Source organism: Pseudoalteromonas rubra, assembly GCF_005887115.1.
GTDB lineage: Bacteria > Pseudomonadota > Gammaproteobacteria > Enterobacterales > Alteromonadaceae > Pseudoalteromonas > Pseudoalteromonas rubra_F.
Window position 1 is genome coordinate 257,119 of record NZ_PNCJ01000008.1, and the last position, 23,946, is coordinate 281,064.

The following is a 23,946-nucleotide window of genomic DNA, read 5'->3' on the forward strand; positions in this document are numbered from 1 at the left end:
AAGTCCGACTCTACTTAACATATAAGTTTCAGGCATAAAAAAACCCCGACCTATTCGGTCAGGGTTATAAAAAGTGGGTCCAGTGGGCGGACTCTTAACTTACATCAGTGCCACGCCCGGCGTGGGGCTCAAGTCCGACACCACACTGCTTCAGTATGTTGCCTTGAATTTCAGACATAAAAAAACCCAGCTAAAAAGCTGGGTTATAAAAAGTGGTACCAGTGGGCGGACTTGAACCGCCACGCCCGAAGGCAACGGATTTTGAATCCGTCATGTCTACCAATTCCATCACACTGGCATAATTTTTCTTTTATCTTCTAACTTAGAGAAAATAAAGAAAAACCACTTTGAGCTTAGGCTTTGTTTTATATGCCTTCGTCTCTATGCCCAGCATTATACAAATTGGCGGGAGGGTAGCAAGCGTTTTTTACAAAACGTCGTTCAAGTGCTTGGTAAATGAACAGCTACTGAAAACTAATCGGGTTTTTTAGTGTTAGATTAAAAATCAGGTAGAATAAGCCATATTTCGACTTTAATGAGTGAACTACATGGCTTCGTTTCCCCGTGCGGGCTTAACCCGTCGTCTTGCATCTCTGATCTATGATGGTCTGGTCGTGATTGCATTTGCAATGCTATCAATGGTGGTTTTTTTATTGGTGATTGAAGGCTTTATCTCGGCAGGCTGGCTCTCACAAGGCAACCATGAAGACGTTTCAGCGTTGATCCAGGCCTCTCCTCTGTTGTCATTTTTCCGTGGTTTTGTGCTGATTGCCGTCTCTGTGCTGTTTTTTGCTTACTTCTGGACCAAGAGCGGCCAGACCATAGGTATGCGTGCCTGGCGACTGAAAGTACAAACCCCAGATGGCCAGTTGCTAAGCTGGCCCAAAGCCTGTGCACGGGCATTATGTGCGCTATTAGGCCTAGGTAACCTGCTGGTGCTGGTCGATTTCAAACACAAACGTGCGCTTCAGGATATGATCTGTGGCACCGAAGTGGTGGTATTAAGTAAAGAAGAAAATAAACGTATTTACGATAGCCTGGACTAGCTTGCCGAGCACAAGAACAGCAACAAAAAAGCCTGACCGAGTCAGGCTTTTTTGTGTTCAATACCTTTACTAACCGCGCTGTCGGTTTAACAGGTAAAATGCCGTCGCGGTAAATAGCACACTGGGCATCACCGCCCCCACCACAGGCGGGATCTGATAGACCATAACGATTGGACCAAAAATCTCGTTGCTCAGGTGGAAGATGAGTCCGGTGATCACGCCCATGATAATACGTGCGCCCATGCTCACCGAGCGCAGAGGTCCAAAAATAAAGGACAAAGCAACCAGCAACATCACTGCAATGGTCACCGGCTGCATGACCTTGCGCCACAGCGCCAGCTCATAGTTACTGGTATCCTGCTCATTCTGTTCAAGGTACTGTAAATACGACCACAAACCGGAAAAGGACAATGCGTCAGGCTCGACTGAAGCGACATCCAGGCGGTCCAGTGTAAGCTGAGAAGCATAAACAAGCGTTTGCGCGTACTCTGTACGGATCTGCTCCTCTTCGATGAGCACTTCTTCAATGGCTCGTAACTGCCAGCCCTCGTCAGTTGCCGTGCCCGACTTAGCCCTGGTGATTTTCAGCAGATTCAGGTCATCATCAAAATGATAAATATTAATATTTTGCAGATTGCCGGACTTCTCAATATTGGCAATATTGATGAAATTACTGCCATCTTTGGCCCACACCCCCTGCTGTGCTTCAAATACCTCGCCGCCATTAATTGCCTGGTTACGCAATTGCTTAGCGGTTTGTTCTGCCTGTGGTGCGCCCCACTCGCCTAACGCCATCATACACAGCGCCAGTACAATCGCCGACTTCATCACTGAGCCGATGATCTGCAACCGCGACATGCCCGCCGCCTGCATCACCACCAATTCACTGCTCGAAGCCAGCGCGCCCAACCCGGTCAGGCCACCAATCAGGGCTGCCATTGGGAAAAACACCACAATATCGCTGGGCATGCTGTACAAAGTGAACAACAAGGCGTCCATCACTTCATAGGTACCACGACCGACTGAGCGCAATTGTTCAATAAATTTGATTAAGGTATTGATACCCACAAACACCAGCAGCGCAAAGCCAGTGGTTTGCAAAATACTGCGTCCGAGATACCAGTCCAAAGTTTTCATCATTGTTGTGGCTCCCGTTTCAACAGCATGGAACGCACCCAGACACCAAAAGGCCGCCCTTTAGCAATCAGGTAAGCACCAATAAACAACACACACAAATGGATCCACCACAGTCCCACCGAAGTCGGTACTTTGCCTTCTGCCACCAGATATTTACCTGCATTAAGCATGATAAAGTAGCCAAGATAAATACAAATCGCTGGCACCAGTTTGGCAAACTTACCCTGCCTGGGGTTCACCACACTAAGCGGTACCGCCAATAAGGTCAGCAAAATAATAGAAATTGGCACAGATAAACGTAGCTGGAACTGAGCAATGGCCTCGGGTGTGCCCATTTTCAGCAGGCTAGCCGAGGGTAAGTCTTCGAGTTTGCGGCGCCGCTGTTCAATTTCCTGCTCGCGGATCTGCACCTGATAGCTGCTAAATTCGGTTTTGTTCAGGGCCTGACTGAAGCCGTCTGTTTCGAACCGCTTGCCATCACTGAGTACCAGTTGCTGCTCACCAGAGCCTTCTTCCACTACTCGGCCACTCTGAGCAAAGACGATCCGTGCCGCCTGATTTGATTCGCGATCGGGTAACTGGGCTACGAACACACGATTCAGCTCTTTGCCCTGATCACTGGTGTTGTGTACAAACACCACGGCTTTTTCGTTACCCGTTTGCTGGAACCGTCCGGCCCGGATCTGGCTGAGTCCGGATTCTGCATTGGCCTGTTCACGCAGCTGGTTTTCTTTTTCACCAGCCCATGGCGCCACATATAAGCTCAGCGCGGCCGCCATCAATGAAATCACAAAGCTCGATACCAAGGTTACCCGCACGACGTACCACTCACTGACACCGCAGGCTTTAAGCACCGTCATTTCGCTGTCGGCATAGACCCGGCTATAGGCCAGAATAATGCCCAAAAATAAGCTCAATGGCAGAATATACACCGCCAGTTTGGGCAAATTAAGTGCAAGAAAAGACATGACAAGTTTACCCGGAATACTGCCGCCTGAGGCCTCTGCCAGGATCCGGACAAACTTCTGCGAGATGAAAATGGTCATAAGGGTCATAAAAACGGCGACCTGAGATTTTAATATCTCAGCAGTCAGGTATCGAAAAATAAGCAATGTCCGCCCCTATAAAACGTCTCATTTCACTGGAATAGTAGGAAATTTTGAGTAAACTGGTTATTTTAATCACTTTATTATATGCCATCGGATCCAAATATCCTACTAAAGCAACAGGCTAAAGCGCCAAATGCACGCGACAATTAGCCGGTTTTTAGTTCAGCCTTCAGAAATTGAGTGGCTGAGGCATAAAAAGTTCAAAAAAGACAGCACATTGACTCAGGAGTCGCAATGGAATTCAGCGTAAAAAGTGGTAGCCCAGAAAAACAACGCAGTGCGTGTATTGTTGTCGGCGTATACGAACCACGCCGCCTTTCACCCGTCGGGGAGCAGCTGGATAAAATCAGCGAAGGGTATATTTCTAACCTGCTGCGCCGCGGAGACCTAGAAGGTAAACCCGGCCAGGTGCTTTTACTTCACCATGTACCAAACGTATTGAGTGAACGTGTGCTACTTGTGGGCTGTGGTAAAGAGCGCGAACTGGACGACAAACAATACAAACAGATCATCGCCAAGACCATCAGCACCTTAAACGACACAGGTTCAATGGAAGCCGTTTGCTTCCTGACTGAACAGCACGTTAAAGGACGCGATACTTATTGGAAAGTTCGCCAGGCCGTCGAAACCACTCAGGACAGCCTTTATACCTTTAACCAGCTGAAGAGCAAAAAGAGCGAAGCGCGTCGTCCGTTGCGTAAAATCGTTTTTAACGTCCCAACGCGTCGCGAATTGCCGATTGGTGAGAGCGCCATCGAGCATGGCCTGGCTATCGCTGCGGGCGCAACCTTGTGTAAAGATGTTGCCAACATGCCGCCCAATATCTGCAACCCTCGCTACTTGGGTGAGCAGGCTCAGGCATTAGCCGATGAATTCGACAACGTCACGGTTAACCTGGTTGGCGAAAAAGAAATGGAAGAGCTGGGTATGCACTCATATCTGGCCGTTGGTCGCGGTAGTGACAATGAATCCGTGATGTCGGTGATCCACTATAATGGTGCCCCGCAAAAGCAAGCCCCTATCGTGTTCGTCGGTAAAGGCCTGACATTTGATTCCGGTGGTATTTCAATTAAGCCAGGCGAAGGCATGGATGAAATGAAATACGACATGGGTGGTGCCGCGGGCGTACTGGGCCTGATGCGTGCCGTGGTACAGATGCAGCTGCCGCTCAACGTTATCGGCGTACTGGCTGGCTGTGAGAACATGCCAAGCAGCAACGCTTACCGCCCGGGTGACATCCTGACCACGATGTCGGGTCAAACGGTTGAAGTACTCAACACCGATGCCGAAGGTCGACTGGTACTGTGTGATGCACTGACCTATGTTGAAGCGTTTGAACCAGAAGTCGTGGTTGACGTGGCGACCCTGACCGGTGCCTGCATTATTGCATTGGGCCACCATGCAACAGGTTTATTGTCGAACCACAACCCGCTGGCCCATGACTTACTAAAAGCCTCAGAGCAAAGTGGTGACCGTGCATGGCAGCTGCCATTGTGGGATGACTATCAGGAACAACTGAAAAGCCCGTTTGCCGACTTCACCAACCTGGGTGGACGTCCTGCTGGTACCATCACCGCAGCCTGCTTCTTATCTAAGTTCACCAAGAAGTACAACTGGGCACACCTGGATATCGCAGGTACAGCCTGGCGTAGTGGTGCCAACAAAGGCGCAACTGGTCGTCCGGTGCCTATGTTAATGCAATACCTGCTTAACCGCGTGGACGTCACTGAGCAACCTCAGGACTAATTGATGGCGTGACATCCCATGTCACCCCGCCACGTTGATTGATGATAGCCGCATTCTGTGTCAGAATGCGGCTTTATTTTGAACGCCGTGTCATATGCAGACTTACCCACTATGACAGGGCGTTTCGCTAGCTAGAAAACCACATGTCATGACCATCAACGCACGCTTTTTTGTATTAAAGCAAGACAATGAGCCGGGCAAACCAGTGCCGGCTCATTTTGATCTCGCCGCACGCAGCGCCGCTAAGCTGTATCGCGCCGGACAACGTGTCTTTATTTACGTAGACAGCGTTGAAGATGCCCATGCGGTTGACGAGCATTTGTGGTGTTTTGAGGCCGACAGTTTTGTGCCTCATAACCTGCAAGGCGAAGGCCCCAAAGGGGGCGCACCGGTCGAGATCGGCCAAATGCCACCTGTTGGCAGACGCACCATATTAATTAATCTGGCACAACAGCTGCCAGATTTTGTGCGCCGATTCGACAAAATCTATGATTTTGTGCCGGTTGAAAGCAATGCCAAACACGCGGCACGCCAGCGGTTCATGCAACTGCGTCAGCTCGGCGCTGAAATTTCAACCAAAGAAATTGACAACTAAAGTATTTTTTAAGGTTCTGTGTAATGGATAAAACCTACAATCCGCAAGATATCGAACAGTCTTTGTACCAAGGCTGGGAAGAGAATGGCTACTTTAAGCCATCAGGTCAGGGCGATGCCTATTCGATCATGATCCCGCCACCGAATGTCACGGGTAGCCTGCACATGGGCCACGCTTTCCAGGACACCATCATGGACACCCTGATCCGCTACCAGCGTATGCAGGGCAAAAATACTTTATGGCAGGTGGGAACGGACCATGCCGGTATCGCAACTCAAATGGTGGTTGAGCGTAAACTGGCAGCCGAAGAAGGCAAAACCCGTCATGATTTGGGCCGCGATGAATTCATCGACCGTATCTGGCAGTGGAAAAACGAGTCAGGTGGCACCATCACAAAACAGCTACGTCGCCTTGGCGCGTCAGTAGACTGGGATCGTGAGCGCTTTACCATGGACGACGGCCTGTCAGAAGCGGTGAAAGAAGTGTTTGTTCGTCTGTATAAAGATGACCTGATCTACCGCGGTAAGCGCCTGGTGAACTGGGATCCGAAACTGCACACTGCGATTTCTGATCTGGAAGTAGAAAACAAAGACAAGCAGGGCCACATGTGGAACCTGCGCTACCCGCTGGCCGATGGCGTTAAAACCAAAGACGGTAAAGACTACATAGTCGTTGCAACAACGCGTCCTGAAACCATGCTGGGTGACACGGGTGTGGCAGTCAATCCGGATGATGAGCGTTATCAGGACCTGATCGGCAAAGAGATCTTACTGCCAATCGTCAACCGTCGTATCCCAATCGTTGCCGACGAACACGCAGACATGGAAAAAGGCACTGGTTGTGTGAAGATCACACCAGCGCACGACTTCAACGATAACGAAGTTGGTAAGCGTCATCAGCTGCCTATGATCAACGTATTCAACAAAGATGCGGCGATTTTAAGCGAAGGCGAAACCTTCACTTTTGATGGCAAGCCACTGGAGCTGGATGCGCCATTACCTGAGCGCTTCCATGGCCTGGACCGTTTCGATGCCCGTAAACTGATCGTTGACGAGTTTGAGCAAGCCGGCCTGCTGGAAAAAATCGACGACCACAGCCTGACCGTGCCATACGGCGACCGCTCTGGTGTCGTCATCGAGCCGCTGCTGACTGACCAATGGTATGTACGCGTTGCGCCACTGGCTGAGCCAGCAATCAAAGCCGTTGAAGACGGCGACATCCAGTTTGTGCCTAAACAGTACGAAAACATGTACTTCTCCTGGATGCGTGATATTCAGGACTGGTGTATTTCTCGTCAGCTGTGGTGGGGACACCGTATTCCGGCCTGGTACGACAACGAAGGCAATGTATACGTTGGCCGCGACGAAGCCGAAGTACGCCGCGACAACAACCTGGCAGATGACGTGGTGCTGAGCCAGGACGATGACGTACTGGACACCTGGTTCTCCTCTGCGCTGTGGACCTTCTCAACGCAAGGCTGGCCAGAGAACACTGACGACCTGAAAATGTTCCACCCGTCAGACACGCTGGTAACCGGTTTCGACATCATTTTCTTCTGGGTTGCCCGGATGATCATGATGACACTGCACTTTGTGAAAGACGACCAAGGCAAGCCCCAGGTACCATTCAAAACCGTTTACGTGACCGGTCTGATCCGCGACGAAAATGGCGACAAGATGTCAAAGTCGAAAGGTAACGTACTGGATCCACTGGACATGATCGATGGTATCGATCTGGAAAGCCTGGTTCAAAAACGTACCGGTAACATGATGCAGCCACAGCTGGCCGCTAAGATTGAAAAGAACACCCGCAAGACCTTTGCGGATGGTATTGAAGCACACGGCACCGACGCGCTGCGCTTTACCCTGGCGGCCATGGCCTCAACCGGTCGTGATATCAACTGGGATATGAACCGTCTCGAAGGGTACCGTAACTTCTGTAATAAGCTGTGGAACGCCAGCCGTTACGTGCTGATGAACACCGAAGAGCAGGATTGTGGCTTCAACGGTGGCGAGATGCAGGTCTCTCTGGCCGATCGCTGGATTTTGGGCCAGTTCCAAAACACAGTGAAAACCTTCAGTGAGCACCTGGACAACTACCGCTTTGACCTGGCAGCGAACACCATTTATGAGTTCACCTGGAACCAGTTCTGTGACTGGTATCTGGAGCTGACCAAGCCAATTCTGTTCAAGGGCAACGAAGCGCAACAACGCGGTACACGTCATACCCTGATCACTGTGCTCGAAGGCCTGCTGCGCGTAATGCACCCGCTAATGCCTTACATCACAGAAACCATCTGGCAGCGTGTTGCACCGCTGGCTGGGATCGAAGCCAATACCATCATGCTACAGAGCTTCCCGCAGTTTGATGCGTCGCAGGTAGACACACAAGCGATGGAAGACCTGGAGTGGGTTAAGCAGTTCATCCTGGCTATTCGTAACATCCGTGGGGAAATGGACATCAGCCCAAGCAAACCGCTTGGTGTATTACTGGCCAATGTGTCTGAGCAAGATCAGCGTCGTCTGGACGACAACCAGGCCTTCCTGAGTTCACTGGCTAAACTGGAAGACATCAAGGTACTGGCAAGCAAAGACGATGCGCCGGCATCGGCAACGGCCTTTATCGGCGATTTGGAGATCATGATCCCAATGGCGGGTCTGATTGACGTTGAAGCCGAAATGGCCCGTATCGCCAAGCAGCTTGAAAAAGCAGAAAAAGGTCTGGCACAGGTTGAGAAAAAGCTGGCAAACGAGAAGTTCGTCAACAACGCCCCTGCGGCGGTACTAGACAAAGAAAAGGCCAAACTGGCCGAGTACAGCGATGCCAAAGCTAAGTTGCTTGAGCAAAAAGCGAAAATTGAAAGCCTGTAACAATCATTAATTGTTGTTTATTTTAAAAAAGGAAGCCGCTAAGCGGCTTCCTTTTTTTAGGCCATAAAAACGCTAAAGTGAGTTAACAGTGAGACTGGACGAACTCAGGCAATAAAACGCTGATTTGCATTCCGGGCAAAGAGCCGTGTCGAGGAGTTTCTCCCTTTAATACAATTCACTCATGATAAACCGCAAAGAAATAAATGAACTTTCGTATTCAGCTTTAGTAACAGCCTTGGTATGTAAATCCAGAATGATTGCATAAACGCTAAATATCGAGTCTGGGAAAGATAATACGTGAGGTAATTACACCGTATATTAGATAGTAAGCAATTAGTAGAATATCAATCGGGCATGGTCTGTAATCAACTGCAGTTTAAAAATAACAGTAAGCTTCAGCTTTCACCACTATGTCATCTAATTACATAGCAACGTATCGGTGAAGCGTTTCTAAGCAATGAGCAAGTGGGCCTAAATAACTACCCGATAGTTATGCATACCACAAGTTTTGGCAACACAATGAGTAAGCCCATAACCACTTGTTGTATCACATACGATGAGGGGATCCGTACCACCAGCAACTTGAGGGGTCATATTGCGCGGCATGTTATTGCAGTCAGAAGAGAGACTTTTCATTTATTCTTGTTTAACATAGTCATTTCCTTTGTTGTTTAAGCTAAACGCTCCACCTTGGCTGCAAATTGAATGTAATCCAAAACACCTCACTCACCAAAAACCATAAAAACAACAGCTTACACCAAAACATGAGCGAAAAGCGAAAGCCTGTAGTATTTTTACCAGGGTATGCGACTTAATCTTGATCGTAAACCAGGGTGGTTTATTCATTGCACACACTGCTCGGTAAATCGATTAACCGAATCCTGGCTTGCACAAATAAGCAGCCCGTCATCAGGACACAATTCGGTATTGAAATCGACGGATTAGAATCAGATTAACCCAGTCGTGATATCCAGCAGTGGCGCCGAATATCGCCCTTCAACGGCACCTAATCAATCAGACCCCCTATGCCTGCTCATATAGTTTCGATACGCCAGGGGGCTGCGACCATACTGCTTTTTAAACCTTTTGCCCAGCACACTTGCGCAACTATACCCACATTGCAGCGCAATATGCTCGACCTGTATTTTGGTGCTGACCAGCAACTTGGCTGCTCTCTCTAGACGCAAGTTTTGCAGATAGCCCTGAGGTGTCAGCCCGGTCTCACTGGCGAAACGCCGATTCAGGTTACGAGCACTCATATGAAACTGTCTGGCAATGTCCTGATTCGTCGGCGCCTGATAATAATGACGCTCTAGCCAATCACGGACAGCACTGATCAACATATCCCGGCTGTTCGCATCAGCGACCTCAACGGGTGGTTGCACGTGGTAGTCCAGCATAAAATATCTGGCACATACCTGAGCCAGTGCCTCACCACTGTACTTGCGTACTAACTGATATATCACCTCAAATGTTGGACTGAGCCCTGCACTACTCCACACTTTTCCTGACGTCAGGTACTGTTTATCCGTCCTCACTCGGTTACCCGGATATAAAGAGCGAAAAAGACTTTGAAACGCGAAGTGTAATGTAATGTCTTCACCAAATAATACGCCGGCTTCAGCCAGAAAAAAGGCGCCACTGGTGATGCTGACAAAATGTGCACCTGAGCGCTGCTGGTGCCTCAGCCAGTCGAAAACCTGACTGTACTGCGCAAGCGCCTTGGGTGTGATAGACCAGATTGCAGGTATTACAACGACATCGTAATGCTCAGCATCGAGTGGACGCAAAGGAAACTGACACGGCGAAAGGCCCTTTGGATACATATCAGGTTCATGTAAAAAGTGCGTGTTGTAGGTTGGCGTATCATAGTGCCCGGCCTGCTCTCTGAGCATATTGATACCTGTAAACACATCGACAATGAGTGCGATACTCCCCGACCAGTATTGTTCCGGCATAAAAAACGCAATCTGAATCGTCCGCTGGGATACGTCACTACAGCTGGTTATCTTGTCCATTTTGAACCACTTTAAGGCTTATTTAGTCCAATATTAATAAAGCTGACTTGCTAATATCAACGCTTCAGACAGACCCGCTGAATACTTAAACAGTCACGGAGCACTAAAATGACGCAAGAAATCACAATCCAGACTCAGGATGGCATAGCGTTGAGCGCAACTTTGTACTTACCAGATAAGCCAATCACAGGGGGTGTTGTGATCAACTCCGCAACCGCCGTTAAACAAACCTACTACCAAGCCTTTGCAACCTTTATGGCCCAGCAGGGCTTCGCCGTGATCACTTATGATTACCGTGGGATTGGCAAATCTGCCATCGCTAACTTCCGCGATCCGCGCCTGACAATGCATGCCTGGGGCGCCTTTGACTTTGCTGCCATCATTGACTGGACCCAAACACATTATCCTGAGCTCAACTGGCATTGCATTGGTCATAGCGTTGGAGGCCAGCTGGTCGGGCTGGCCGACAACAACAGTAACCTGAAAAGCGTCTACTGCATTGCATCACAAAGCGGATACTGGAAACACTGGGAAGCTTTTCACAAACCAAAAATATTTACCCTCTGGTATGCGGTGATCCCTGTCTTGTCTTTGTTGCTAGGCAGAGTGCCTGGACGCCTGCTCGGTGGAGAATGCTTACCGGAACGCATTGCCCGACAATGGGCCTACTGGGGCCGCAACCCGCATTATATAGTCGATAACGCCGGACAACCTATTCGAGATGGGTTTGAGCGCCTGACTTGCGCGATGAAGTTTATCCAGATTGACGACGATCAGGCATTTGCGCCGCCTAGAGCAGTCAATGCGCTGGCTAGCTATTACCGCAATGCCAGTACACAGATAGAGCATATTCAGTCGAGCGCACAACACGGTGGCCGAGTCGGTCACTTCGGCTTTTTTCGCAGACAACATGCGGCATCTCTGTGGCCGGACGTGGTGAACTGGCTATACCAACACAGCGCATAGCCCGTTTACTTAATTTTTTGTTCACCCAGCCAGTTGATGCGGTAAAGATCCCGTCGTCTGTCCAGATAGTTTCTGACAGACCCCTCATGACGCAGTTCATGCAGTTTCTCCAGGTCTAAGTCGACAATCAAGGTCATTTCTGTGTTCGGGGTGGTTTCAGCCATAGTCGCATCGTGAGGAAACGCAAAATCAGATGGAGAAAACACCGCTGACTGAGCGTACTGAATATCGGCTCCATCCACCTTGGGCAGGTTCCCCACACTGCCCGCCGTCACCACATAGCATTCGTTTTCAATGGCACGGGCTTGCGCGCAACAACGTACCCGCAAATAGGCATTTTTAGTATCTGTCCAAAAAGGCACAAACAGGATTTGCATCCCCTGCTCTGACAACAGCCGCGCCAGTTCCGGGAATTCCACATCGTAACAAATCAGAATACCAATCTTGCCAAAGTCGGTATCAAACACACTCAGGCTGTCGCCACCTTGCATGATCCAGGCACTTTTTTCATACGGGGTCGGGTGAATTTTGGTTTGCGATTCTATGGTGCCGTCGCGCCGGCAAAAATAAGACACATTATAGAGTGCTTTGTCTTCTATCACCGGAATTGACCCTGCGATAATATTAATGTTGTAGCTGACCGCCAAATGGGAAATGGCTTCCACCACGTCATTGGAAAACGCAGCCAGTGCTTTGATGGAGTCCAGCGAGTTGTCGTGCGCTTCTATGCCCATCAATGGCGCATTAAACAACTCGGGCAGCAATGCCAGATCGCACTGATAGTCGGCCAGTGCATCAATAAAGAACTCCACATGCTGAGTCAACTCTGCAACGGAGTTAAGCGGACGCATCTGCCACTGTACACAGCCCACTCGGGCGGATTTTTTGACCGCACCAAACAAAGGAGATTCATGGCGCTCGTAGTACAGGTTGGTCCATTCCAGTAAGGTTGCATACCCTTTGGACTCTTTGTCTTCCGGTAGGTATTTATTGAGTACGCGCTTTACTTCAAAGTCGTTAGACAGCTGAAAGCTGAGTATGGGGTCGTAGATTTCTTTTTTCTTTACCAGCTCAATATACTTTTGTGGTGACATCTCGCTCGCATGGTGTTGATAGTTAGGAATGCGCCCACCGGCCACAATCGATTTAAGATTTAGGTTTTGGCATAGCTCTTTTCTGGCCTCATACAAACGACGCCCCAAACGCATGCCCTGATAGTCAGGGTGCACAAAGACTTCGGCACCGTACAGCACATCTCCCTGCGGATCATGTGTGGTGAGATAGGCGTCACCGGTGATTTCATCATAGGTATGGTGGTCGCCAAACTTGTCATAATCCACAATCAGGGAGAATGCCGCAGCGACCACTTTACCATGGTCTTCAATACAGATCTGACCTTCGGGAAAGCTGCTGAGCTGAGCCTTGAACTGCTTCTCTGACGGGGCGCCTCCCAGATCAGGGTAAACAATCCCCATCACCTCTTTAAGATCTGCATAATCCTCCACCTCCAGGCTGCGCAGATTGAGTTTATGTTCAAAGTTCTCAGTTAAGTTACTGTCGCTCATTATTACTCCTGCTTGCTTTCAACTTTTTTGTAAGACACTCACCTTGATAAAGATAGTCGCTACTAAATCGGCTCACAAACTGACACACCAAGTCACCCGTAGTATGCCCTGACGATCACTCGGCGTTTGCGAGCCAACCCATCACATTAAGTAAAAACCCTTCATTGTGCTCAGCCCCTTCTGAGGCCAGCCCATATTTTTCTCCTGATTGTGTATCCACTTGTGAGGAAAACATCATGCCTTCGGCAAATACGGCGACCCGCCCTTTACCAAGCTCAAGTACGGCACCCTGGCTCCAGCCATCCACAGACATACGTGGCGTGTCCGCCGTGATCTGAAAAGGAACCTGAGGGTTAACCGACATAGCTTGCGGGCCAAGTGTAAGCAATGAAATCGCACCTTCTGGCGCTTTGAATGCCGAGCCGCCAAACGAGCGAACCTGTTCGATTTGACCTGTCGATTGGTCTGTTGCTGCCGCTGAAGCTGCACCACCCACTGCGCCCGTCAGACCAAACCCTGTCATGGATGCCGCACCAGGCAGCTTTCTCAGCGCAGGCACGATCGCTAAGGTAATTGCGTGCTGTGCTAAGGTATTATCATGAGTTGTGAACTGTGCATTACCTACGTGACCATGGCTGAATTCAAACCCCAGTGCATGGGTCAGGTTTTCTATCACTTTAGGAAACGGCGTGTGATCGGCCACTAAAAACAACGCGCCACCTTGCTTAACCCACTCTGTCACCACTGTGACTTCTTGCATGGTCAGGGCATTGCCAAAGGGGGGATTCCAGTCAGCCCGGTGTTTGTCCAGCGCATTGGCTATCACTAAAATATCAGCCTGATTCAGGTGCGCAGCGCTAAACGCAACCTTGCTCGCTTTAACCGTATAGCCATCACTTTGTAGTACCTGCGTAAAAGGCCGGAAACGGCCATTCATGGTTAAAAAGTTATGGTGAGCTTCATCGATAAAAACGACCGGACTATTGTCGGATAAAAAGCTGCGCTCGGTGTTTTGCGGAGTGAAATCAGGGTCGGCTTGTTGTGCACTGTCGGAGCAGGCGCTCAGAGCCAGAGCAAATAAACTTGCCGTCAGCGTGTTAACTAACCAATTCATCTTGCTGTCCTTAATAGCAGATAACGCATGGCCAAGTTGTAGCAAAGATATCGGCAAGTTACCAGAAATAGACGAAAAGGTGAGCAGCTGCTCGCCGACATCAATGAATTATGTCAGCGAGCAAAGAACATCTATGTGAGTTATTGAATACCAATACTTTCACGAATTTTAATCATCTGCTCCTGCAAGCTGCATTGAATATCCCTTACCTGCTGATTTGAGCCGTTCACCTGTTGTTTCATCAGGGCCATCGCACTGCTGAAGTTATCTACCAGCGAACTTTGTTGCTGAGCCAGCTCCATGGCATGCTCAGCCACCTGGCTGGCCCCCTGAGCGCGCTCAGCAACCCCTTCGGAATTACTCTTCAGTTCCTGGGCATGTTCAGTTTGTTGCTGTGCTTCGTCTGCCAGTGCGCTGATCTGCGACGACACTTTGCTTGAGTTATCGCTGAGAATATTCAGCTGTTCATTGATGTCTGACAACGAGTCCTGGGTTTGCTGAGCCAGCTTACGTACTTCATCAGCCACCACTGCAAACCCTCGTCCGTGTTCCCCGGCACGCGCCGACTCAATGGCCGCGTTCAGTGCCAGCAAGTTGGTTTGCTCTGCAATGGTGCGGATCATTTCAATCACTTTGCCCACATCAGCCACCCCGTTTAACAGCTCGTTGAGACTGGACAAACCCTGCTCCACTCGTTGCTGGGTACTGGAACTTGCGCTGAGCATTGACTCGGCATAGCTCACACTTTGCTTCATCGCAGAGAAAGTTTCACTGGCGTTATCCGAGACCTGCTGATTAATTTCACTGGCCTCTGAACCCAGCGCTTTGATCTCATCAAGCTGATGCTGATTCTGCTCTACCTGAGAGGAGGTGGTTTCTGCCAGCTCACTGATACTGGCCAGATTGGTGTTCATATCCTGCATAAAGTCATTGATCACCGCCAGCATTTGCTCCCGTTCCTGCGCTTCACCACGCTGACGTTCAATCAGCTGATTAAAGTAACTGGCTATTTCGCCAATCTCAGTATTGGCATTCTGACTGTCGATATTTTTCAGCTCATTGCTTTCTATCAGGAACGCAAAGCCATTGCGGAGCTGGCGAAGTGGCGTCAGTACCTGACTAAACTGCACGATATACACAGCAATAGCCAACAACACCAGTAAACCAATGGCCACACCAAAAATCGTAAAGACGTTTTGCTTAAGTGTATTTTGCTCTGCCTGCAGGGCTTCTTCAGCACTCAGTACCAAGGCAGAAATCGCCTTAATATCCCCTCGCAGCTGAGCTATGCCTTGCTGGCGCTGTTCAGCCTGAGCCAAGGTATTTTCCAGGTCGCGACTGAAACGCTTAGGCCAGCTGATCAACTCTGCTTTGATCTCCAATGCTAAATCTTCTGCCTCAGCCCCCAGAAATAACTCGTCTTCGTCAATTTCACTCATTACCCCTAAGTCGGCCAGGCGGTCTATCTGCTGTGCCAAATCCTGAAGGCGACGCACGCTGTTTAACAGGTTTTGACGTGTTTGCTGCTCAAAGTGGATCACCAGTTGATAGGTGTAAATACTGAGGTTGCTGACTTCCCCATAGTAATCTGATGCCAGCGCGTAATAGCGTGGTGCAAGCGGATGATCAGGAGCTTTGGCCGTATAGCTCATTAAAGAGGATGCCGAGCCCGACATTTGTCTGATGGCGTTGTCCAGCAGCGCCATTTCATTGCCCGACAGCTTACCAAGGGCACGGTATTTACCATTAATGTCGCTATCGAGTGCATCAAGTTGATTCGTCATGTCAGAAGCAAGCACTGAAGGCAACGCTGTCAATTGATGCTGTTTGAGGGTCGCTATTTGTTCGCTGGCCTTGCTGAGCTCCTGGCTGTCACCTGTGCTCAGATAATCTTCGATCGTACCGGCAAGATCGATCAGTATGGTGTTTTTCAGCGTAACATAAGCGTTGTTTTGTTTGTCTAATTCACTAAAGACCTGACTGGCCCAGAACAAAGTGGCGGCCAGCACGATACTGGCCAGAGCCAGTAACACGGCAAGCAGCCGAGTAAAAGTAGAAACACGCATTAGATACTACAGCCATATTGATTCAAATTCGGGCGTAGACTATTAATGTTTTATGACAGTTTGATGTAGATTGCTCAGAAATCAACCAGCCAATTTTAAAAACATACTTTTGGCGTAGAAGAAGTAAATACCTTTTACAGGAACTTTACTTCATACAGATGACAAGCAGCTCTGACAGGTGCTTTGGCAGTCTTTCTGTTGTAGTCAAAATCTGTTTGGACATCCATTTTTATGACTTTACGTGTGGTCCTGACTGAGGGGCTCTGCCGCTCGCTACTCTGCCGATATACCAGCTCAATGCCATTGAATACGGTATCGATGATTCACAACCTCCGTCATCCCGGCCCCCGAGCCTTTGTCATCCCGGCCCCCGAGCCTTTGTCATCCCGGCCCCCGAGCCGGGAACCATGAGCATTTTGTATCGGCCACCAATGCCCCCCTGAGCCGTCTGTTAGTAGTTCCCACATCAAGTGCGGGATGACCGGTGGTGGGTTTAGTGTTAGTGCCATGGGTGCTCTGCTGAGCCGCCAGCTGGTAGTTCCCGCATCAAGTGCGGGAAGACCGGAGGTGGGTTTGGTGTTGGTGCCATGGGTGATCTGCTGAGCCGTCTGCTGGTAGTTCCCGCATCAAGTGCGGGATGACCGGATGAGCCGCCTGTTTCTTAGCGCTCAAATCGAGTGCGAGATAACAAGCAGAATTTTGGAGGTTGGTATTACTTCATTGCCGCTTTAACATACACATCAAAGCGGTTCTTTTTGGTTTCGATCTGCATACTGGGTTTTTGCTCATTCAAAAATGGCGCATAGTCGGGTCGCTTGACCACCACACGTTTCGATGCCAGTGCATGAGCAAACGGTAGTAAGGCATCGGCGTCGGCATCTCCGCCGACCAAAGACTGGAACACCCGCATTTCTTTTTTAACCTGCGCCGATTTCTCACGATGCGGAAACATAGGATCCAGATACACCACATCTGGCTGTAGCTCGCTCTGTGCGAGCAGATCGTGGCTGGAGCCGAACACCATCCGCATATTTTGCTGCATCCAGCTACCTATCTCAGCATCCTGATAAGCGCGCTCCAGACCATCAAACAACAACGCCGCCACAACCGGGTGGCGCTCGTGTAAGATCACTTCACAGCCCAGCGCTGCCAGCACAAAGGCATCTCGCCCTAGCCCCGCAGTGGCATCCAGTACCACAGGAGTTGCCCCTTTATTTAGCCCCACCGCCTTCGCTATGGCCTGCCCTTTACCACCGCCAAACTTACGACGATGTGCGCTCGCTCCCGTAACAAAGTCAACCCGGATACCCCCCAGCTTAGGCTCATCAAGCTTTAATAGCTGCAATCCGGCCTCATCAAAGGTTAAACGAAAATTAGGATTGTCCTGCTGCCAGGTTTGCAAGGCAAACTGTTGTTCAATTCGCGCTAAATAAGGACGGTTTTCGGCAAAAGGGGTATGGATGATCAACAGCAGGCTCCGCAAATAGTAACGCAGAGATTATATCTGGATCATCACGGTTATGAAATCTCTGTCTTGCGCATGCTGAGCTGCGATTAAAACAGCTCGATATCTGTCTGTGCTGGCACGTCTTCTTCACCCCAGGGTTTAGCCATCTGGTTTAAACTCTGGATAAGTTCATGCCGAACTTCGGTGATTTCACCCAGTTTATAGCGAATAATCGAGAATTCATCATTAACCAGTGAAAAGTGCTCATACAATTGTTTTATTTCAGCCTGCTTGCCATTGGCGTGCTCATCGGCCACATACGCCGAAAACTCAGTCAGCTTGCTGTTAAATGCCGTGGCAACATCACCCAGTTGATCGCTCAGCGACTCAAACGCCAGGCCAATTTGCTCTACTTTATTCAAAGCCACCTCACTGACTTCCATATCCTTAATTTTGGCATTGGTGGCTTCCAGAATATGCGGCAATAAATCTTTGTAACGGCCATATAATCCTACGTCATCCATCGGCATGTTCTTAATCAGCAAAGATACTTTGGGATAGTTAATAATGGTGCGACGACCAAAATCCACAAAACGATCGCCATCGCGGTGTTTCTCCAGCAGCTCCTGCTCCAGTGGCTGAATGGCGCCTTCCTGAGAATAAAAAACTTCGCCCTCGTGATACCAGAACGCCACCGCAACCTGCAATTGCAAGGGTACAAAAAATTCAAAAAAGTACTCAGACAGGGTATTGAGGTCATGAGCATGATAGGACTGACCCACATAACGCATGATCCGACCCATATCGCCAGAATCCGACATTGCGATTTCGGCTGTGATCTGTGCTTTTTGCACATCCTGCTTAAGCTTGAGCGATTGGCGACGGTATTCATCCAGCACCTTAATGCGCGCCAGCATTTCATCGCTGTCGAAAGGCTTAACAATATAGTCGGCCCCGCCGGCATTGTAGCCGCGCATTCGCTCAGAAATGGCACTCTTAGACGACAAAAACATCACCGGAATATCACACAACTGAGGATTCGCTTTGAGCCGCTCACACACTTCAAAGCCCGATGGGCCGGGCATTTCTATGTCGAGCAATATAATATCTGGCTGTTGCTCCTGGGCCATTTTCAGCCCTTCTTCGCCACTATATGCGTGGATAACTTTGCAGCTGTGCAATAAGGATTGTTCGACAATGTGATGTACCAGTTTATCGTCATCAATGGCCAGTACTAAATTGCTCATGCAGCGGTCCCTACAAGGTTGGTTCTCTAAAACAGCATAGCGCGAACTGTCTAATTTGCGAATGGAAAACACCACACAAACGACTTATGTGGTGTTTTTAAGTCAGGTCTGGCGGCATGCGGGGAACAGATGTTCAAAAAGCCGCCAGAAAGACGGCTTATGCCGCTTTTTCGATGCCACTGTGACGCAGCAGTGCGTCGACACTGGGTTCACGACCACGGAAACGCGTGAACAGCGTCATAGGATCTTCAGATCCCCCTTTCTCAAGGATATGCTGCATAAAATCGGTACCTGTCTGACCGTTAAAGATCCCTTCTTCCTCAAAACGCGAGAACGCATCAGCCGACAGCACTTCAGCCCATTTATACGAGTAGTAACCTGCGCTGTAACCACCAGCAAAAATATGGCTAAAGCTGTGTGCGAAGCGATTGAATTCCGGCGCCTTGACGACTGCAGTCTTCTCTCTGACCGCATTCAAAGTGTGCTGGATCTGACATGGCTTGGCCGGGTCAAAGTCCGCATGGATATGGAAGTCAAACAAAGAGAACTCTATCTGACGCAACATCTGCATGGCTGACTGGAAGTTTTTCGCCGCCAGCAGCTTGTCCAGTAGTGCTTTTGGTAATGGCTCACCCGTCTCATAATGACCGGAAATAAACGCCAGTGCCTCTTCTTCGTAGCACCAGTTTTCCAGGAACTGACTTGGCAGCTCTACCGCATCCCAGGCTACCCCGTTGATACCCGCAACCGCTGATGCATCAACCTGAGTCAGCATATGGTGAATACCATGGCCAAACTCATGGAATAAAGTGGTTACTTCGTTGTGAGTGAACAGTGCAGGTTTATCACCTACCGCTTTATTGAAGTTACACACAAGGTAGGCAACTGGCGTTTGTAACTCGCCACTGGCACGTACTTTACGACCCATGCAGTCGTCCATCCAGGCGCCGCCACGTTTGTGCTCACGGGCATACAGGTCGAGATAGAAGTGACCACGCAGAGTGCCTTGTGCGTCGTGAATTGCAAAGAAGCGCACATCCGGGTGATAAGTATCAAAGTCCTGAATTTCAGTCACTTTAATACCGAACAGACGGTTCACGGTTTCGAACAAGCCATTTAACACGGTATCTGCCGGGAAGTAAGGGCGCAGTATTTCGTCAGAAATAGCATATTTGGCCTGTTTCAGCTTCTCGCCATAATAGCCATAGTCCCAGGCAGCCAGCTCTGTGGCTCCGTACTCTTTTTCTGCAAATGCTTTTAACTCTGCCAGCTCATTTTCGGCCTGAGGCTTGGCATGTAGCGCCAAATCGTTCAGGAAAGCAAATACCTGCTCAGGAGATTGTGCCATTTTAGTGGCCAGTGATTTATGCGCATAGCTGTCAAAACCCAGTAATTGAGCCAGTTCATGGCGCAGTGCCAGCTCTTCGCTCATCAACTCTGAGTTATCAAATTCGTTGGCATTCGGACCTTGATCAGACGCCCGGGTCACATAAGCACGGTACATTTCTTCACGCAGCTCACGATTATCAGCATACGTCATGACCGGCAGGTACGAAGGAATGTCCAGCGTGAACACCCAGCCTTCAAGTTCTTTGCTTTGCGCTGTATGTGCCGCCAGTGCCAGTGCGGACTCAGGCAGACCTGATAACGCAGCTTCGTCGGTCACATGCTTAGTCCAGGCTTGTGTCGCATCCATCACATTATTGCCAAACTTAGACGATAATTCAGACAAACGCGCACTGATCTCGCCGTAGCGCTTTTGTTGTTCTGGTGCCAGCGCAATGCCCGACAGCTTGAAGTCACGCAATGCGTTTTCTAAGGTTTTTTGCTGGGCTGTGCTCAGTGTTGCAAAGGTGTCTGATTCTTTGAGCGACTTGTATGCCTGATACAGGCCCTGATGTTGACCTACATAAGTACTGTATTCTGAGATCAAAGGCAGACAAGCATCGAATGCCTGACGTAATGCATCGTTATTAACCACCGAGTGCATATGCGAAACCGGCGACCACATGCGCGACAGCTTATCGTCGGCTTCTTCGAGTGGCAGCACCAGGTTTTCCCAGCTGTATGAATCGTTTTTCAGCACCTCGTCTATGGTGTCTCGGCAATGTGCGATGGCTTGTTTCAGTGCCTCCACAACGTGTTCTGGTTTAATTTTTGAAAACGGTGGCAAGCCTTCCATGCCAATTAACGGGTTAGTCATAACGCCTCTCTGTTGATCTTTGATTATCTTTTGTATTTGGGGTGTTTCTTTAAAAAAAACAAGGTACACCAGCCAATCCGGACAAATTAAATCGGGGTTTGTTCAGTCGGTGTTAGTTTGACCTGATGGACTTTATCCGTGTGCCATCGAAAAAAGCGATGACCTCTATCGGAAAAATTTATCCCACCGGACTTTGCCCCGGCTAATATAGTGTTAAGCTAGTGCCATTTATCAGCATTTATAGAGAATTAATCATGGCACAACATTTTGATTATATCGCCATTGGTGGCGGTAGCGGTGGTATTGCCTCAGCCAACCGCGCTGCAATGCGTGGCGCCAAAGTGGCACTCATCGAAGCTAAGCATATGGGCGGCACCTGTGTAAACGTGGGCTGTGTGCCCAAAAAGGTGATGTGGCACGGTGCCCAGGTGGCCGAAGCCATTAAGCTGTACGCACCGGATTATGGCTTTGATGTAGAAGTTAAAGACTTCGACTGGAGCAAACTGGTTGAAAGCCGCGAAGCCTACATTGGTCGTATTCACCAGGGCTACAACAAGTACCTGGCCAGCAATGGCGTGACCGTGATCAATGGCTTTGCTAAATTCGTCGACAACAACACGGTTGAAGTCAACGGTGAGCACTACACCGCCGACCATATCTGTATCGCTGTGGGTGGCCGCCCGTCTATTCCGAATATCCCAGGCGCGGAGCTGGGTATAGATTCTAATGATTTCTTTGAGCTCAAGGCACAACCCAAAAGCGTAGCCGTGATTGGCGCAGGCTACATTGCCGTTGAACTGGCAGGCGTACTACACAGCCTGGGCACAGAAACACATCTGTTTGTGCGTAAACATGCCCCGCTACGTACCTTTGATCCTATCCTGGTCGATACCCTGACCGAAGTCATGGACAAAGAAGGGCCCAAACTACACACCCACAGCGTGCCTAAATCACTGAACAAAAACGACGACGGCAGTGTGACGCTGCACCTGGAAAACGGCGAGTCACACACAGTGGAGCAAGTGATCTGGGCGATTGGTCGTGAGCCAGTGACTGATAAAATCAACCTGGCTGCCACCGATGTGGCCATCACAGAAGGCGGCTACGTCAAAGTAGACGAATATCAGAACACCTCGGTATCTGGCATTTATGCGTTGGGTGACATTATGGATGGCGGCATTGAGCTGACCCCTGTCGCGGTTAAAGCTGGTCGTATGCTGGCAGAGCGGCTGTTTAACCCGGATATGCCCAACGCCAAAATGGACTACAACCTGGTCCCGACTGTGGTCTTCAGCCATCCGCCCATCGGCACCATCGGCCTGACCGAACCAGAAGCCATCGCACAGTACGGTGAAGACAACATCAAGGTCTACACTTCGACCTTTGCGGCCATGTATACCGCAGTAACCCAGCACCGCCAGCCATGCAAAATGAAACTGGTGTGTGCCGGTGAGGACGAAAAAATCGTTGGCCTGCACGGCATCGGCTTTGCCGTAGATGAAATGATCCAGGGCTTTGGCGTAGCCATGAAAATGGGCGCCACCAAAGCAGACTTTGATTCGGTAGTGGCAATTCACCCGACGGGGTCAGAAGAGTTTGTTACTATGACAGGTTAGTGTAGAAAACTTAGCACTACACTTTTAAAAATCTGGAAAAATTCAAAAGCCAGCTATACTTAAGCTTGAAGTTAGTTGGCTTTTTTATTTTAGACAGAGGCAAATATGGCTCAGCTTATTCGCTCAGCTATGGTGAAGGTAAAAGATCAAGAAACTGAATCAGAAGGTTTAGTATCCCTACCAACCCTATACACGTCTGAAGCAAAATTCGTTCACCCTGTGAATGCTTGGTTTTTTGACCTGGTAGCCTGCAAGAGACTAAAAGACATAAATTCTTATTCAAGGGCGCTTCTTGCTTACTGGTCATATTTAGAAGCTAACTCTTTAAGTTGGGATGAGTTCCCTCCTATAAAAAGGCTAAAGCCCACATACCAGTTCAAGTTCCACTTTGTAGTGGTCAACTAATCCCGGACAGTAAATAAAGTTTTTCTTCCGCAACTGCTGGCGCAAGCATTTCATTGTTACTATGCGGCCTTTGCCAGTTGTAGTAGTTCATTAAATAATAACTAATATCTCTTTCAGCTTCTTTGAAGGAATCATAGCCTGTTGACGGAACCCACTCTGTTTTTAAACTCCTAAATAGCCTTTCCATTGGTGCGTTGTCCCAACAATTACCCCGGCGACTCATACTTTGAGTCATACGATAGCGCCATAATTTTTGCCTGAATTTTGTGGCAACATACTGACAGCCCTGATCAGAATGGAACAGCACGCCCGATGACCGACCTCTTTGTTCATAGGCTCTGTCTAACGCTTTGACGGCTAAGTTGGCATCTGGTTGAGAAGACATAGCCCAGCCCACTACACGGCGTGTGCATAAATCCAATACTACAGCCAGATAGGCCCATTTCCTTCCTGTCCAGATATAGGTAATATCACCGCACCACACTTGATTTGGTGAACTAACATCAAATTCCCTGTTTAGACGATTAGGTATATCTAGCCGTTCAACGGTTGCTTTTTTATAGCTATGTGAACCTGGTTGCTTGCATATGAGCTGCATACCCTTCATAACGCGCCTGATTTTGAAAAGGCCTGCTTTTATTCCAGAGTCAGCCAGCATTGCCATGATTGTTCGGCTGCCCGCTGAGTTCCGGCTTAATGTGAATAGCTCGTTTATCCTGGCTCGTAACGCAAGTTCATCGGTATTGTTAGACTTCACTCGATGTTTATAGTCGTAATAACTTGAACGCGGAACATC

At 49.3% G+C, this 23,946-nt stretch carries 16 protein-coding genes and 1 tRNA gene; 6 read left to right on the forward strand and 11 right to left on the reverse strand.

Annotation, left to right across the window (positions count from 1 at the left end; all coding sequences use genetic code 11):
- Window positions 1–213: 213 nt before the first annotated feature.
- Window positions 214–298 (reverse strand) — tRNA-Leu (locus CWB98_RS06155).
- A 250-nt stretch (window positions 299–548) separates the two neighbouring features.
- On the opposite strand from CWB98_RS06155, the gene CWB98_RS06160 reads away from it, so the two are divergent.
- Complete coding sequence (locus CWB98_RS06160; RefSeq protein WP_138544036.1) at window positions 549–1,046, forward strand: RDD family protein; 498 nt, start codon at window positions 549–551, stop codon at window positions 1,044–1,046.
- Between the two features lie 69 nt (window positions 1,047–1,115).
- Here the strand turns inward: CWB98_RS06160 and lptG are convergent, their stop codons facing one another.
- Together lptG and lptF are read right to left on the reverse strand one after the other, a co-directional pair.
- Entirely contained in the window at window positions 1,116–2,186 is a 1,071-nt protein-coding gene (gene lptG / locus CWB98_RS06165; protein ID WP_138544037.1) for an LPS export ABC transporter permease LptG, read from the reverse strand.
- On the reverse strand, window positions 2,183–3,295 hold the full coding sequence (lptF, locus tag CWB98_RS06170; RefSeq protein ID WP_138544038.1) for an LPS export ABC transporter permease LptF: 1,113 nt from the start codon (window positions 3,293–3,295) through the stop codon (window positions 2,183–2,185). The genes lptG and lptF overlap by 4 nt, the downstream gene beginning before the upstream one ends.
- 231 nt (window positions 3,296–3,526) lie before the next feature.
- Here lptF and pepA point away from each other — a divergent pair, with 231 nt between their 5' ends.
- The 3 genes from pepA (at window position 3,527) to CWB98_RS06185 (ending at window position 8,503) form a co-directional block, all read left to right on the forward strand.
- A complete protein-coding gene (pepA, locus tag CWB98_RS06175) occupies window positions 3,527–5,038 on the forward strand; it encodes a leucyl aminopeptidase (RefSeq protein WP_010383127.1) in 1,512 nt (503 codons plus the stop codon).
- 148 nt (window positions 5,039–5,186) lie between these two features.
- The gene (locus CWB98_RS06180; RefSeq protein ID WP_046004999.1) at window positions 5,187–5,633 is read left to right on the forward strand and encodes a DNA polymerase III subunit chi; all 447 of its coding nucleotides are present in this window, start codon (window positions 5,187–5,189) and stop codon (window positions 5,631–5,633) included.
- A gap of 23 nt (window positions 5,634–5,656) precedes the next feature.
- Entirely contained in the window at window positions 5,657–8,503 is a 2,847-nt protein-coding gene (locus CWB98_RS06185; protein WP_138544039.1) for a valine--tRNA ligase, read from the forward strand.
- A gap of 1,010 nt (window positions 8,504–9,513) precedes the next feature.
- Here the strand turns inward: CWB98_RS06185 and CWB98_RS06190 are convergent.
- The gene (locus CWB98_RS06190; RefSeq protein ID WP_138544040.1) at window positions 9,514–10,521 is read right to left on the reverse strand and encodes a GlxA family transcriptional regulator; all 1,008 of its coding nucleotides are present in this window, start codon (window positions 10,519–10,521) and stop codon (window positions 9,514–9,516) included.
- Between the two features lie 108 nt (window positions 10,522–10,629).
- Here CWB98_RS06190 and CWB98_RS06195 point away from each other — a divergent pair, with 108 nt between their 5' ends.
- Window positions 10,630–11,487, forward strand: coding sequence for an alpha/beta hydrolase family protein (locus tag CWB98_RS06195; RefSeq protein ID WP_138544041.1), 858 nt, complete (start codon window positions 10,630–10,632; stop codon window positions 11,485–11,487).
- Between the two features lie 5 nt (window positions 11,488–11,492).
- On the opposite strand, the gene CWB98_RS06200 is transcribed toward CWB98_RS06195, so the two are convergent.
- From CWB98_RS06200 to prlC, 6 genes are all read right to left on the reverse strand, one after another.
- Entirely contained in the window at window positions 11,493–13,052 is a 1,560-nt protein-coding gene (locus CWB98_RS06200) for a bifunctional GNAT family N-acetyltransferase/carbon-nitrogen hydrolase family protein (RefSeq protein ID WP_138544042.1), read from the reverse strand.
- A gap of 115 nt (window positions 13,053–13,167) precedes the next feature.
- The gene (locus CWB98_RS06205) at window positions 13,168–14,166 is read right to left on the reverse strand and encodes a DUF4350 domain-containing protein (protein ID WP_138544043.1); all 999 of its coding nucleotides are present in this window, start codon (window positions 14,164–14,166) and stop codon (window positions 13,168–13,170) included.
- Between the two features lie 140 nt (window positions 14,167–14,306).
- Window positions 14,307–16,232 (reverse strand): methyl-accepting chemotaxis protein, encoded by a 1,926-nt coding sequence (locus CWB98_RS06210; protein WP_138544044.1) that lies wholly within the window; start codon window positions 16,230–16,232, stop codon window positions 14,307–14,309.
- 712 nt (window positions 16,233–16,944) lie between these two features.
- Window positions 16,945–17,700 (reverse strand): class I SAM-dependent methyltransferase, encoded by a 756-nt coding sequence (locus tag CWB98_RS06215; protein ID WP_054014482.1) that lies wholly within the window; start codon window positions 17,698–17,700, stop codon window positions 16,945–16,947.
- An 86-nt stretch (window positions 17,701–17,786) separates the two neighbouring features.
- Entirely contained in the window at window positions 17,787–18,926 is a 1,140-nt protein-coding gene (locus tag CWB98_RS06220; RefSeq protein ID WP_138544045.1) for a response regulator transcription factor, read from the reverse strand.
- A gap of 157 nt (window positions 18,927–19,083) precedes the next feature.
- Window positions 19,084–21,129, reverse strand: a complete 2,046-nt coding sequence (gene prlC, locus CWB98_RS06225; protein WP_138544046.1) for an oligopeptidase A — start codon at window positions 21,127–21,129, stop codon at window positions 19,084–19,086.
- A 254-nt stretch (window positions 21,130–21,383) separates the two neighbouring features.
- On the opposite strand from prlC, the gene gorA reads away from it, so the two are divergent.
- Window positions 21,384–22,745 carry a glutathione-disulfide reductase gene (gorA, locus tag CWB98_RS06230; RefSeq protein ID WP_138544047.1) on the forward strand — a complete coding sequence of 454 codons (1,362 nt, stop codon included), beginning with the start codon at window positions 21,384–21,386 and terminating at the stop codon, window positions 22,743–22,745.
- Between the two features lie 397 nt (window positions 22,746–23,142).
- On the opposite strand, the gene CWB98_RS06235 is transcribed toward gorA, so the two are convergent.
- The coding region (locus CWB98_RS06235; RefSeq protein ID WP_138544048.1) for an IS3 family transposase at window positions 23,143–23,946 on the reverse strand (804 nt) is incomplete at its 5' end.

What these genes read in the sequence shown, in the direction of transcription:
- CWB98_RS06160 (WP_138544036.1), top strand. Translation starts at nt 549, where the DNA reads ATGGCTTCGTTTCCCCGTGCGGGCTTAACCCGTCGTCTTGCATCTCTG.
- lptG (WP_138544037.1), bottom strand. Translation starts at nt 2,186, where the DNA reads ATGATGAAAACTTTGGACTGGTATCTCGGACGCAGTATTTTGCAAACC.
- pepA (WP_010383127.1), top strand. Translation starts at nt 3,527, where the DNA reads ATGGAATTCAGCGTAAAAAGTGGTAGCCCAGAAAAACAACGCAGTGCG.
- CWB98_RS06180 (WP_046004999.1), top strand. Translation starts at nt 5,187, where the DNA reads ATGACCATCAACGCACGCTTTTTTGTATTAAAGCAAGACAATGAGCCG.
- CWB98_RS06185 (WP_138544039.1), top strand. Translation starts at nt 5,657, where the DNA reads ATGGATAAAACCTACAATCCGCAAGATATCGAACAGTCTTTGTACCAA.
- CWB98_RS06190 (WP_138544040.1), bottom strand. Translation starts at nt 10,521, where the DNA reads ATGGACAAGATAACCAGCTGTAGTGACGTATCCCAGCGGACGATTCAG.
- CWB98_RS06195 (WP_138544041.1), top strand. Translation starts at nt 10,630, where the DNA reads ATGACGCAAGAAATCACAATCCAGACTCAGGATGGCATAGCGTTGAGC.
- CWB98_RS06200 (WP_138544042.1), bottom strand. Translation starts at nt 13,052, where the DNA reads ATGAGCGACAGTAACTTAACTGAGAACTTTGAACATAAACTCAATCTG.
- CWB98_RS06205 (WP_138544043.1), bottom strand. Translation starts at nt 14,166, where the DNA reads ATGAATTGGTTAGTTAACACGCTGACGGCAAGTTTATTTGCTCTGGCT.
- CWB98_RS06210 (WP_138544044.1), bottom strand. Translation starts at nt 16,232, where the DNA reads ATGCGTGTTTCTACTTTTACTCGGCTGCTTGCCGTGTTACTGGCTCTG.
- CWB98_RS06220 (WP_138544045.1), bottom strand. Translation starts at nt 18,926, where the DNA reads ATGAGCAATTTAGTACTGGCCATTGATGACGATAAACTGGTACATCAC.
- prlC (WP_138544046.1), bottom strand. Translation starts at nt 21,129, where the DNA reads ATGACTAACCCGTTAATTGGCATGGAAGGCTTGCCACCGTTTTCAAAA.
- gorA (WP_138544047.1), top strand. Translation starts at nt 21,384, where the DNA reads ATGGCACAACATTTTGATTATATCGCCATTGGTGGCGGTAGCGGTGGT.